The organism is Neisseria sp. P0021.S007, from assembly GCF_051956855.1.
The window spans coordinates 49,947-61,764 of sequence record NZ_JBQCXA010000008.1 but is presented as its reverse complement, the minus strand read 5'-3'; the positions used below and the strand labels follow the sequence as shown (position 1 = coordinate 61,764).

Genomic DNA, 11,818 nt, shown 5'->3' with positions numbered 1-11,818 from the left:
GTCGGCTTATCGGGTGATTAGCTCAGTTGGTAGAGCGTCTGCCTTACAAGCAGAATGTCGGCGGTTCGACTCCGTCATCACCCACCAAGTTTCCTTTCATTGTCTTTGACAGTGGATGCGCGGTGGTAGCTCAGTTGGTTAGAGTACCGGCCTGTCACGCCGGGGGTCGCGGGTTCGAGCCCCGTCCGCCGCGCCATTATTTAAAAAGCACTGATTATATCAGTGCTTTTTTATTTGTCTTAAAAACTCAATCAAGCTGCAAAAATAGAAATAGGGTAAGTAACGGGGTATGGAAATACTGTTTGACCTTAAATTCTGATGATTTTGAAAAAGGCCGTCTGAAACTTTTAACGTTTCAGACGGCCTTTAGTCTATTGAAACAATAGATTAGATATCCAATTCTGCCGTATCGCCTTCTTTTTCCATCCATGCGCGGCGGGCGGCGGCTTCGCCTTTGCCCATCAGTTTGACGAAGATATCGCGTGTTTCGTCATCTGCACCTTCTGGGATTTGTACCTGCAACAGACGGCGGGTGTCGGGGTGCATGGTGGTGTCTTTGAGCTGGTCGGGGTTCATCTCGCCCAAGCCTTTGAAACGGCTGATGGAATAAGCAGTTTCTTTAACGCCTTCTTTTTGCAGTCGCTCCAAAATGCTGTCGAGTTCGTTTTGGTCGAGGGCGTAGAATTTGCGGGCGGGTTTGCTTTTGCCTTGTGCGTTGACATCGACGCGGAACAGCGGCGGCTGGGCGACGTAGATGTGTCCGTCGGCGACCAGTTTCGGGAAGTGGCGGTAGAACAGGGTCAACAGCAAAACTTGAATATGCGAGCCGTCCACGTCGGCATCGGACAGGATGGCAATTTTGCCGTAGCGCAGGCCGCTTAAATCGGGATTATCGTTGATTCCATGCGGATCAACGCCGATGGCAACGGAAATATCATGGATTTCGGCATTACCGAAGAGCTGGTCGGGGTGGACTTCAAAGCTGTTAAGCACTTTGCCGCGCAGGGGCAGGATGGCCTGTGTGGCTTTGTCGCGGGCAAGTTTGGCTGAGCCGCCGGCGGAATCGCCTTCGACGAGGAAGAGTTCGTTTTCGCGGATATCTTCACTTTCGCAGTCGGTCAGCTTACCGGGCAGGACGGCGACGCCGCTGCCTTTTTTCTTTTCAATCTTTTTAACTGAATGCATCCGTGCTTGTGCCTGACGGATAGCGAGTTCGGCGATTTTTTTGCCGAAGTCCACGTTTTGGTTCAGCCACAATTCCAAAGGGTCACCCGATACGGTGGCAACAAGTTTCAGTGCGTCGCGGTTGGTCAGTTTGTCTTTGGTTTGACCTTGGAACTGCGGGTCGAGGACACGGGCAGAGAGGACGAAGGCGGTTTTGCTGAACACGTCGTCGCTTTGTACTTTTACCCCGCGCGGCAAGAGGTTGTGCAGATTGATGAAGTTGTTGACGGCGTTGAACACGGCTTGTTTCAAGCCTGCTTCGTGCGTGCCGCCCAAAGGGGTGGGGATGAGGTTGACATAGCTTTCGTTGGCGCATGAGCCTTCTTCCAGCCAAGTCAGGGCAAATGCTGCACCTTCGCCAATGCTGAAATCGCCATTGTGGCCGTCTGAAATGTAGTTTTCACAAGAGAAGATAGGCACGGCTTCTTGCGCGTCGGCAATGAGGTCGGTCAGATAGCTTTTCAGGCCGTCCGGGTAGTGCCAAGTTTGGGTGTGCGCTTCATCTTCGCCTTTGACCGGGCGGGTTAGGGAAACGCGCACGCCGGGCAGCAATACGGCTTTGGCGCGCAGCAGGCGTTCAAGTTCGGGAATGCTGTAATTCGGGCTTTCAAAATATTTGCCGTCCGGCCACATGCGCACTTCGGTACCGCTGTCTTTGACGGCGCATTTGCCCACTTCAGTCAATGGCTCAATGACGTCGCCACCGGAAAAGACGATGCGGTGGATTTTTCCTTCGCGTTTGACCGTTACTTCAAGGCGGGTGGAGAGGGCGTTGGTAACAGATACGCCAACGCCGTGCAGGCCGCCTGAAAAGGCATACGCGCTGCCGCCGTCTTTTTTGTTGAACTTGCCGCCTGCGTGCAGACGGGTGAACACGAGTTCGACTACGGGTACGCCTTCTTCAGGGTGCAGGCCGACGGGAATACCGCGGCCGTTATCACGGACGGAAAGAGAACCGTCTTCATGAATTTGCACGTCAATTTCAGTCGCGAAACCGCCCAACGCCTCGTCCGCCGCGTTATCAATCACTTCCTGACAGATATGGGTCGGGCTGTCGGTACGGGTGTACATACCGGGACGTTCTTTGACCGGCTCCAAGCCTTTGAGGACGGTAATGCTGGATTCGCTGTATTGATTGTTTTTAGCCATAGGAATGATGTAAAGGCCGTCTGAAAGGATGAAAAACAACGCTTTCAGACGGCCTGAAAGCGTTTGGGTTATAGGTTTTCTATTGGATTGCGACGGATAAAGTCTTCATAGCTTTCTATGCCGCGCAAGAAACGGGAGAGTTCGGTCAATGCGTCCAAATACACGCCGCGCTTGAAGTCGATGACTTCGTCAACCGGCGCCCAGTATTGGTGCCAACGCCAGCCGTCGAATTCAGGATGGTGGCAGGCGCGGAGGTTGACGTCGCTGTCGCGGCCGACCAAACGCAAAAGATACCAAATCTGTTTTTGTCCGCGATACGAACCGCGCCATTCGCGCCGCACCCAGTGGCTGGGCACGTCATAACGCAACCAGTCGCGTGTACGGCCAACGATTTTGACATGTTGCGGCAGCAGGCCGACTTCTTCGTACAACTCGCGGTACATGGCGGTCTCAGGGCTTTCGCCCGGCTTGATGCCGCCTTGCGGAAATTGCCATGAATGTTCGCGTACGCGTTTGCCCCAAAAGACTTCGTTACGTTCGTTAATCAGGATAATACCGACATTGGGGCGATAGCCTTCTCTGTCTAACACGGTGTCGCCCTTCATTAAATTCAATCGTGCAATTTTCCCACAAATTGGGCGGTTTTGACAAATCTTGAGGTCGTCTGAATAAGCCCACAGTTTTTTCCAGACGGCATGAAACCGTTTCTGAAAAAATGTTGTTTATGAATAAAACCATAGCTTCAGGCCGTCTGAAAAATGAAATTTTTTTCTGCTTTAAGGTCTTGCATTCAAAAGCTTTTTGCCGTTTAATGCAAACCTTGCTGAATCAAGGGCAAAGGACACATGCCGGCCGCCCCCACAGTTTCCCTTTTGTAAGTGGCATCTGCCACCGCTGCAATATTTTTACCCCCCGAACAAAAGGTCTGAAACCATGAAAAAATCTTTGATGGCGGCGGCAATTGTGAGCCTCGTCTTGACTGCGTGTAGCGGTGGAAAAGAAACCGCCGCAGAATCTTCCGCATCTCAAACTTCTTCTTCCCAAACTGATAAACTCAATATCTATAACTGGTCGGATTATGTCGATCCGGCCACGCTGTCTGCGTTTGAAAAAAATACGCATATCAACGTCCGCTACGATTACTACGACAGCAACGAAGCGCTGGAAGCCAAGCTGCTGACCGGCAAGTCGGGTTATGACCTGGTTGCGCCGTCTATTGCCAATGTCGGCCGCCAGATTAAAGCCGGCGCGTATCAAAAAATCGACAAATCGCAAATTCCCGATTACGCCAATATCGATCCCGATTTGTTGAAAATGATGGAAACCGTCGATCCGGGCAACGAATATGCCGTCCCTTATTTCTGGGGCATCAATACGCTGGCGATTAACAAGCAGCAGGTTCAAAAGGCGTTGGGTACGGATAAGTTGCCTGAAAACGAATGGGATTTGGTGTTTAACCCTGAATACACCCAAAAATTGAAATCCTGCGGCATCAGCTATTTCGACAGCGCCATCGAGCAAATTCCTTTGGCTTTGCATTATTTGGGCAAAGATCCGAATAGCGAAAACCCTGACGACATCAAAGCCGCAGTCGATATGATGAAAAAAGTGCGTCCCGACATCAAACGCTTTACCTCGTCGGGCTATATCGATGATATGGCGGCCGGTAATCTTTGCGTATCGGTAGGCTATGGCGGCGACCTCAATATTGCCAAAACCCGTGCCAAAGAAGCCGGAAACGGCGTCGAAGTCGAAGTATTGGCGCCGAAAAGCGGCGTCGGTATTTGGGTGGATTCGCTGATGATTCCGCGTGATGCGCAAAATGTGGCTAATGCACACAAATACATCAATCACACGCTCAATCCGGAAACAGCGGCCAAAAACGGCAACTATGTGACTTATGCTCCGGCCAGTCGTCCGGCGCGTGATTTGATGGATGAAAAATACACTTCTGACGAATCGATTTTCCCAAGTAAAGAATTGATGGAAAAAAGCTTCATTGTCTCCCCTAAGTCAACCGATGCGAGCAAACTCAGCGTTCGCCTGTGGCAGGCTTTGAAAGCAGGGCGATAATCAAAATTGAAATTTGAATACTCAGGCCGTCTGAAACAGTTTTTCAGACGGCCTGAGTGTTATAATTGTCAACACTTTTCAAATATACTATAAGGAGAAACAGCGTTATGAACAATTCAGTCATCACCGTCATCGGTAAAGACCGTGTGGGCATTGTGTACGACGTTTCCAAAATTTTAGCGGAAAACCAAATCAATATTCTCAACATCAGCCAACAGCTGATGGATGATTTTTTTACCATGATTATTTTGGTGGACACTTCAAAATGCACCAAATCGCGTCAAGAGGTTTTGGATTTGTTTGCGGAAGAGAGCAAAAAACTCGCGCTTGATATCCGTATGCAAAACGAAGAAATTTTCCAAGCCATGCACCGTATTTAAGTCGGAGGGAGAGCCATGAGTATTCAATCCGGCGAGATTTTAGAAACCGTCAAAATGGTGGCCGACCAGAATTTTGACGTGCGCACCATTACCATCGGCATTGATTTGCACGACTGCATCAGCAGCGATATCAATGTGTTGAACCAAAACATTTACAATAAAATCACCACTGTTGGCAAAGACTTGGTGGCGACGGCAAAATATCTGTCTGCCAAATACGGCGTACCGATTGTGAATCAGCGTATTTCCGTCACACCGATTGCCCAAATCGCCGCGGCCACCCATGCCGATTCCTATGTCAGCGTGGCGCAAACTTTGGATAAGGCTGCCAAAGCGATAGGCGTGTCCTTTATCGGCGGCTTTTCCGCGTTGGTGCAAAAAGGCATGTCGCCTTCGGACGAAGTGCTGATCCGTTCCATTCCCGAAGCGATGAAGACTACTGATATCGTGTGTAGCTCCATCAATATCGGCAGCACGCGCGCCGGTATCAATATGGATGCGGTCAAGCTGGCAGGCGAGACCATCAAACGCACGGCGGAAATCACGCCCGAAGGTTTCGGCTGCGCCAAAATTGTCGTGTTCTGCAACGCAGTGGAAGACAACCCGTTTATGGCGGGCGCGTTTCATGGTTCGGGCGAAGCGGATGCCGTTATCAATGTCGGCGTATCGGGGCCGGGCGTGGTCAAAGCCGCGCTGGAAAATTCGGACGCGGTCAGCCTGACCGAAGTTGCGGAAGTTGTGAAGAAAACTGCCTTCAAAATCACCCGCGTGGGCGAACTCATCGGCCGCGAAGCCTCGAAAATACTGGGCATCCCATTTGGTATTCTTGATTTATCGTTGGCTCCAACCCCCGCTGTCGGCGACTCGGTGGCGCGCATCCTTGAAGAGATGGGCTTGAGCGTCTGTGGTACGCACGGCACGACAGCGGCTTTGGCCTTGCTGAACGATGCCGTGAAAAAAGGCGGCATGATGGCTTCCAGCGCGGTCGGCGGTTTGAGCGGCGCGTTTATCCCCGTTTCGGAAGACGAGGGCATGATTGCCGCTGCCGAAGCTGGTGTGCTGACGCTGGACAAACTCGAAGCCATGACCGCTGTCTGCTCCGTTGGTTTAGACATGATTGCTGTACCCGGCGATACGCCTGCTCATACCATTTCCGGCATCATCGCCGACGAAGCCGCCATCGGCATGATCAACAGTAAAACAACTGCCGTGCGCATTATTCCGGTAACCGGCAAAACCGTCGGCGACAGCGTCGAGTTCGGTGGCCTGTTGGGCTACGCGCCTGTGATGCCGGTTAAAGAAGGTTCGTGCGAAGTGTTTGTCAACCGAGGCGGCAGAATCCCGGCTCCGGTTCAATCAATGAAAAACTGATTGGATTGATAAATAAAAAAAGGCCGTCTGAAATTGATTTTCAGACGGCCTTTTATTTATAGCTATTTGGTAAAACGTTTTTAGAAAATAATATCTTGATTATTTCCCTTTTTTCAAAATACCGGATTCTGCAATTTTTTTGGCAATGTCTTTAGCTGATCTTTTCAGAACATCTTTGCTATTTCCTCCAAATACTCCCATTGCCAACATACCGTCAGTTTGAATATTACCGACAATTTTTCCGCTTTCTTTATCAACCAGTGTTGTAACGATTTTTGACGTTGCTTTGCCTGCGCCAAAGCCCACCCAATAACGCAGAGCACGGTTTCCTTCATTAAAGTTTTCGATATTGATATTAATATCTAAGTCATCGCCTACGGTATAACCGAGAGTGGTTAATTCATTGTTCAAGTATTGGGTAAAAAGTGCGCGTGTATCAGATGGAATATGATCTTGGGAAAGATCACGAATAGTGTAGCTATGGTAGCTTTTTTCTTTTTGTCCGAAATCAACAGTACTGGTTGTTGAACAAGCAGATAAAGCAAAGGCTAATGCCGTTAGTGTGAGTAGTTTTTTCATGGTAAAAGTTCTCTTTTTTAATTGATAAAATGCTTAAGTTTAAGCAAATCGAATTATCAATCATTTTTTCTTTTCTTTCAATTTATTATGCTTATATATTAAGGTAATTCAAAGTTTAGCTTTATATAAACAACAAAAGGCCGTCTGAAATTTCAGACGGCCTTTTATATTTGCAGGCTGATTATTTAAATATATTTTTAATAATGCCCATTACGCTGCGGGAAATGGCGTTGGTTACTTGGCGGTTGATTTGGCTGCCGATGGCGTCGGCAACGTTGTAGCCCAAACCTTGGCCGGATTTTTTGCGTCCGCCGCTCAAACCGCCGATCAGTCCGCCGAGAATGCCGGGATCGGCATTGGCAGCCTCTTTTTCTGCGGTTTTTTGCGCTTTTTCCTGCTCTTTGGCGGCATTTGTGGCTTCTTTTTCAGCGGCAGCCTGGCTGTCTGCTTCGGCCAATGCTTCAAAGGCGGAGTAGTTGTCCACCATGTCTTTGTAGGTTGGATACAAATCGTCGTTTTGGAACAGGCGGTTGCGTTCCTCTGCGGTAAGCGGGGTTAAGGAAGATTGCGGCGGCAGTATGAGGGCGCGTTCTACCGGCTCGGGCATACCTTTTTCATCAAGGAAGGAAACGAGGGCTTCGCCGACGCCGAGTTCGGCAATCGCTTCGGCAACTTTGATGTTTGGGTTGCTGCGGAAGGTTTCGGCAGCGGCTTTGACTGCTTTTTGGTCGCGCGGTGTGAAGGCACGCAGGGCGTGTTGTACGCGGTTACCCAGTTGGCCGAGAATAGTATCGGGCAAGTCGAGCGGGTTTTGGGTGACGAAATATACGCCCACGCCTTTGGAACGGATCAGGCGCACGACTTGTTCGATTTGTTCGACCAACGCATTGGCGGCATTGTCGAACATCAAATGCGCTTCGTCGAAGAACATCACAAATTTTGGTTTGTCCAAATCGCCGACTTCGGGCAGGGTTTCAAACAACTCCGCCAGCATCCACAGCAAAAACGCGCTGTACATACGCGGAGAGCACATTAGTTTTTCGGAATTAAGGATGTTGATGATGCCTTTGCCGTTGTCGGTTTGCATCCAGTCTTGCAGGTTGAGGGAAGGTTCGCCGAAGAATTTTTCTGCACCTTCGTTTTCCAAAGTCAGCAGTTGGCGTTGAATTGCGCCGATACTGGCGGCAGAAACGTTGCCGTATTGCGTGCGGTATTCCGAAGCATGGTCGGAAACGTGTTTCAACATGCTGCGCAGGTCTTTCAAGTCCAGAATGTGCCAGCCTCTGTCATCGGCAACTTTGAACACGAGGTTGAGCAGGCCTTCTTGCGTATCGTTCAGATTCATCAGGCGGGCCAAAAGCATAGGGCCCATTTCTGAAACGGTTACGCGTATGGGAATACCGGTTTCGCCGTAAACATCCCAAAAGCGCACGGGGAAATTTTGCAGCCAATGTTCGCCCAAATCAAACTCGGCGATGCGTTCGCCTACTTTGCCGCTGTTGGCACCGGCTTGCGCGATGCCTGACAAATCGCCTTTGACATCGACCAAGAATACAGGGACGCCTTCGCTGCTGAAGGCTTCCGCCATACGGCGTAGGGTAACGGTTTTACCCGTACCGGTCGCACCGGCGATCAAGCCGTGGCGGTTGGCCATTTTGCCTTGGATTTCGAGCGTTTTCCCGTCGGCACGCGCAATTTGAAATGTAGTCATGATTATTCCTTAGAATCCGTGATGTGAAACAATTTGTTGTCTTAAAAAACAAGCATTTTAACGTTTGCGGCGAGGGGATTCAACCAAGCAAAGTTTCAGACGGCCTTAAGTTTTGCAAAGGTTTTTTTGCAGTGATTGGACAAGGTTGAAATCTGCTATAATTCCATCCAATCCGCAACCGTCTGACAAGGCGGTTGTTTTCTTTGTTTTTTGAATATTTTTTACGAAAGCGAAAGTCGGAATGACTGCACAACAAGCCCCTTTGGGCGAAAAAACCATGGCCGTGCTGATGGCGATGTTGGTCGCGCTGATGCCGTTTTCTGTCGATGCCTATCTGCCTGCGATTCCCGAAATGGCAAAGTCGCTGGGTTCGGACATCCACCGTATTGAGCAAAGTCTGAGCTTTTTTATGTTTGGCGTGGCGTTTGGTCAGGTGGTCGGCGGTTCGATTTCGGATATTAAAGGCCGCAAACCTGTCGCCTTGGTGGGATTGAGCATTTATTTTGCCGCCGTTATCGGTTTGACGATGGTGAATAATGTCGAGCAGCTGTTGAACTTGCGTGCTTTGCAGGCGTTTGGCGCGGGGATGACCGTGGTGATTTCCGGTGCGATGGTGCGCGATTATTATTCCGGACGCAAAGCCGCGCAGATGTTTGCCTTAATCGGCATTATTCTGATGATTGTGCCATTGATGGCACCGATGATTGGTGCAGGCTTGCAGAATTTGGGCGGCTGGCGCATGATTTTCGGCTTTCTGGCCTGTTATTCGCTGCTGCTTTGGGGTTTGATGTGGTATTTCCTGCCTAAGCCGCACCAAAAAGGCAAAATCAGCATGGACGTGTTCGGCGTGGTGGCCGGCAGGTTTAAACGTGTTTTGAGAACGCGCGCCGCGATGGGCTATCTGTTTTTCCAAGCTTTCAGTTTTGGTTCGATGTTTGCCTTTTTGACCGAATCATCGTTCGTGTACCAACATCTGTATCATGTTTCACCAAACCAATATGCTTGGATATTTGCGCTCAATATCATTACCATGATGTCGTTTAACCGCGTTACCGCATGGCGTTTGAAAACCGGTACGCATCCGCAAAACATCCTCAAATGGGGCATTATCGTCCAATTTTCCGCCAATCTGCTGATGACGGTTTTGGTGTTGTCGCTGTCTTTGCCGCCTTTGTGGGCTTTAGTGCCATGTGTGATGTTTTCAGTCGGTACGCAAGGCTTGGTCGGTGCGAACACTCAGGCCTGCTTTATGAGCTATTTCAGTGCAGAGGGCGGCAGCGCAAATGCGGTTTTAGGCGTGTTCCAATCCCTTGTCGGCGCATCGGTCGGTATGGCAACGACTTGGCTGCATAATGGTTCCGCCTTGGTAATGGCCGGTATGATGTTAAGCTCGACCGTATGCGGTATCGTACTGTTGTGGATTTGCTCGCATCAGGCTTGGATGGAAAACGATAAAAAAGAATATGTTTAACCTTCAGGCCGTCTGAAAAACGGTTTCAGACGGCCTCGACTTTATATTGAAGAAATTAACCATGAGTACCAGCAAACAACGCCCCATCGGCGTATTCGATTCCGGTGTCGGCGGCTTGACCAACGTCCGCGCCCTGATGGAACGCCTGCCGATGGAAAACATCATCTATTTCGGCGATACCGCACGCGTTCCCTATGGCACCAAATCCCGCGCCACCATCGAAACCTTCGCCATGCAGATTGTCGATTTCCTGCTGGAAAACGATGTCAAAGCACTCGTCATCGCGTGCAACACCATCGCTGCCGTTGCCGGACAAAAAATCCGCCAAAAAGCAGGCAATATGCCCGTATTGGACGTCATTTCCGCCGGTGCGGAAGCTGCTTTGCAAACCACTAAAAACAACCGAATCGGCATTATCGCGACCAACACCACCGTCAACAGCAATGCCTACGCGCGTGCCATCCATTCAAAAAACAACGACACGCTGGTGCGCACACAAGCCGCGCCCCTGCTTGTGCCATTGGTAGAAGAAGGCTGGCTCGATCACGAAGTCACCCGCCTGACCGTGCGCGAATACTTGAAGCCGCTTTTGGCCGACGACATTGATACGCTGGTGTTGGGTTGTACCCACTTCCCACTGCTCAAACCGCTTATCGGCTGCGAAGCACAAAACGTTACCTTGGTCGACTCCGCCATCACCACCGCCGAAGCCACCGCCAAAGCCTTAGCGCAAGCAGGTTTGCTGAATACAGAAAACGACAACCCGGATTACCGCTTCTATGTCAGCGACATCCCACTGCGTTTCCGTACCATCGGCGAACGCTTCTTAGGCAGAAGTATGGAGCAGATTGAAATGGTAACGTTGGGTTGATGGGAAATATTAAAGGCCGTCTGAAATTTCAGACGGCCTTTGCTTTATAGCAAACTCGAAATTTAAGCCACGAAATCCAAACCTATATCCAACGAGCGGCTGCTGTGGGTCAGATAGCCGAGGGCGATGCCGTCCACGCCGGTTTGTGCCACGCGCTTCAGGCGGTCGAAGCCGATGCCACCCGATGCTTCGCAATAGATGGTGTGTGTGTGGACGGTTTGTGTGTGGCAGCGGTTTGCCGCTTCTTTCAAGGTTTCGTCGTCCATGTTGTCCAGCAAAATCCGTTCCGCGCCAGCCGCGATGGCTTCGTCCAGTTGTGCCAACGTGTCCACTTCGATTTCCACGCAAGTCAACGGTCCGACCGCCTGCTTCGCTTGCCGAACGGCTTGGGCGATGCTGCCGCAATAGGCGAGGTGGTTGTCTTTGATGAGTACGGCGTCGTCCAAGCCCATGCGGTGGTTTACGCCGCCGCCTGCCCTGACGGCGTATTTTTGCAGGACGCGAAGCAGTGGGATGGTTTTGCGGCTGCACACGATGTCCACATTGTAACCAGCAACTTCGGCTACTGCATGTGCGGTGGCGGTGGCGATGCCGCTCAAGTGCGTAAGATAGTTGAGCGCAGTACGTTCGACGGCGAGCAGCGCGCGGGCGTTTCCTGCGATGGTGGCAAGTGTCTGACCTACGCAAACGGCTTGCCCATCTTGGATTTCGGCTTGGAAACGGACGGACGGATCCATCGTCTGAAAGGCAAGACGCGCCAAATCCATGCCGGCGATAACGCCGTCTTTGCGGCTGACGAGGAAAAGTTTGGCGGTTTTGTCGGGAGTGATAACGGCGGCGGACGTAACATCGCCTCGCCTGCCTAAATCTTCGCTCAAGGCTTGTTCTACCATGGGGCGCAACAGGGTATCGGGTAGAGGAAGAAGATTGTTTTCAGACGACATGAAGGTTCCTTTGTTGAAAAATATTGATATTTGCCTGATGGGACA

General features: G+C 50.7%; 10 protein-coding genes and 2 tRNA genes. 7 read left to right on the top strand and 5 right to left on the bottom strand.

From position 1 onward, the window contains the following. Window positions 1–11 precede the first annotated feature (11 nt). A tRNA-Val gene (locus ACTHUR_RS09845) sits at window positions 12–87 on the top strand. 32 nt (window positions 88–119) lie between these two features. Further along, window positions 120–196, top strand: a tRNA-Asp gene (locus ACTHUR_RS09840). Window positions 197–387: 191 nt separating this feature from the next. Here ACTHUR_RS09840 and parE read toward each other — a convergent pair. Continuing rightward, window positions 388–2,373 (bottom strand): DNA topoisomerase IV subunit B, encoded by a 1,986-nt coding sequence (gene parE, locus ACTHUR_RS09835; protein ID WP_440361287.1) that lies wholly within the window; start codon window positions 2,371–2,373, stop codon window positions 388–390. 68 nt (window positions 2,374–2,441) lie between these two features. Next, window positions 2,442–2,978 carry an RNA pyrophosphohydrolase gene (locus ACTHUR_RS09830; RefSeq protein ID WP_070583356.1) on the bottom strand — a complete coding sequence of 179 codons (537 nt, stop codon included), beginning with the start codon at window positions 2,976–2,978 and terminating at the stop codon, window positions 2,442–2,444. Window positions 2,979–3,306: 328 nt separating this feature from the next. Between ACTHUR_RS09830 and ACTHUR_RS09825 the strand changes: the two genes are divergently transcribed. The 3 genes from ACTHUR_RS09825 (at window position 3,307) to ACTHUR_RS09815 (ending at window position 6,197) form a co-directional block, all read left to right on the top strand. Then, window positions 3,307–4,446 carry a polyamine ABC transporter substrate-binding protein gene (locus tag ACTHUR_RS09825; RefSeq protein ID WP_070646723.1) on the top strand — a complete coding sequence of 380 codons (1,140 nt, stop codon included), beginning with the start codon at window positions 3,307–3,309 and terminating at the stop codon, window positions 4,444–4,446. A 107-nt stretch (window positions 4,447–4,553) separates the two neighbouring features. Further along, a complete protein-coding gene (locus tag ACTHUR_RS09820; protein WP_003680574.1) occupies window positions 4,554–4,826 on the top strand; it encodes an ACT domain-containing protein in 273 nt (90 codons plus the stop codon). Window positions 4,827–4,841: 15 nt separating this feature from the next. Beyond that, window positions 4,842–6,197: a PFL family protein gene (locus ACTHUR_RS09815; RefSeq protein ID WP_070695317.1), complete on the top strand. Its 1,356-nt coding sequence runs from the start codon at window positions 4,842–4,844 to the stop codon at window positions 6,195–6,197. Between the two features lie 99 nt (window positions 6,198–6,296). Here the strand turns inward: ACTHUR_RS09815 and ACTHUR_RS09810 are convergent, their stop codons facing one another. Together ACTHUR_RS09810 and ACTHUR_RS09805 are read right to left on the bottom strand one after the other, a co-directional pair. Next, window positions 6,297–6,776: a DUF4410 domain-containing protein gene (locus ACTHUR_RS09810; RefSeq protein WP_049343922.1), complete on the bottom strand. Its 480-nt coding sequence runs from the start codon at window positions 6,774–6,776 to the stop codon at window positions 6,297–6,299. Between the two features lie 181 nt (window positions 6,777–6,957). Continuing rightward, a complete protein-coding gene (locus ACTHUR_RS09805) occupies window positions 6,958–8,487 on the bottom strand; it encodes a helicase HerA-like domain-containing protein (RefSeq protein WP_070607567.1) in 1,530 nt (509 codons plus the stop codon). Between the two features lie 241 nt (window positions 8,488–8,728). On the opposite strand from ACTHUR_RS09805, the gene ACTHUR_RS09800 reads away from it, so the two are divergent. Together ACTHUR_RS09800 and murI are read left to right on the top strand one after the other, a co-directional pair. Continuing rightward, window positions 8,729–9,958: a multidrug effflux MFS transporter gene (locus ACTHUR_RS09800; protein WP_070503814.1), complete on the top strand. Its 1,230-nt coding sequence runs from the start codon at window positions 8,729–8,731 to the stop codon at window positions 9,956–9,958. A 61-nt stretch (window positions 9,959–10,019) separates the two neighbouring features. Next, window positions 10,020–10,829, top strand: a complete 810-nt coding sequence (gene murI, locus ACTHUR_RS09795) for a glutamate racemase (RefSeq protein ID WP_049343929.1) — start codon at window positions 10,020–10,022, stop codon at window positions 10,827–10,829. A 62-nt stretch (window positions 10,830–10,891) separates the two neighbouring features. Here murI and nadC read toward each other — a convergent pair whose 3' ends face one another. After that, window positions 10,892–11,773 carry a carboxylating nicotinate-nucleotide diphosphorylase gene (gene nadC / locus ACTHUR_RS09790; protein WP_004520494.1) on the bottom strand — a complete coding sequence of 294 codons (882 nt, stop codon included), beginning with the start codon at window positions 11,771–11,773 and terminating at the stop codon, window positions 10,892–10,894. Window positions 11,774–11,818 lie beyond the last annotated feature (45 nt).

Coding starts and splice junctions, on each gene's coding strand:
- parE (WP_440361287.1), bottom strand. CDS start 2,373: ATGGCTAAAAACAATCAATACAGCGAATCCAGCATTACCGTCCTCAAA.
- ACTHUR_RS09830 (WP_070583356.1), bottom strand. CDS start 2,978: ATGAAGGGCGACACCGTGTTAGACAGAGAAGGCTATCGCCCCAATGTC.
- ACTHUR_RS09825 (WP_070646723.1), top strand. CDS start 3,307: ATGAAAAAATCTTTGATGGCGGCGGCAATTGTGAGCCTCGTCTTGACT.
- ACTHUR_RS09820 (WP_003680574.1), top strand. CDS start 4,554: ATGAACAATTCAGTCATCACCGTCATCGGTAAAGACCGTGTGGGCATT.
- ACTHUR_RS09815 (WP_070695317.1), top strand. CDS start 4,842: ATGAGTATTCAATCCGGCGAGATTTTAGAAACCGTCAAAATGGTGGCC.
- ACTHUR_RS09810 (WP_049343922.1), bottom strand. CDS start 6,776: ATGAAAAAACTACTCACACTAACGGCATTAGCCTTTGCTTTATCTGCT.
- ACTHUR_RS09805 (WP_070607567.1), bottom strand. CDS start 8,487: ATGACTACATTTCAAATTGCGCGTGCCGACGGGAAAACGCTCGAAATC.
- ACTHUR_RS09800 (WP_070503814.1), top strand. CDS start 8,729: ATGACTGCACAACAAGCCCCTTTGGGCGAAAAAACCATGGCCGTGCTG.
- murI (WP_049343929.1), top strand. CDS start 10,020: ATGAGTACCAGCAAACAACGCCCCATCGGCGTATTCGATTCCGGTGTC.
- nadC (WP_004520494.1), bottom strand. CDS start 11,773: ATGTCGTCTGAAAACAATCTTCTTCCTCTACCCGATACCCTGTTGCGC.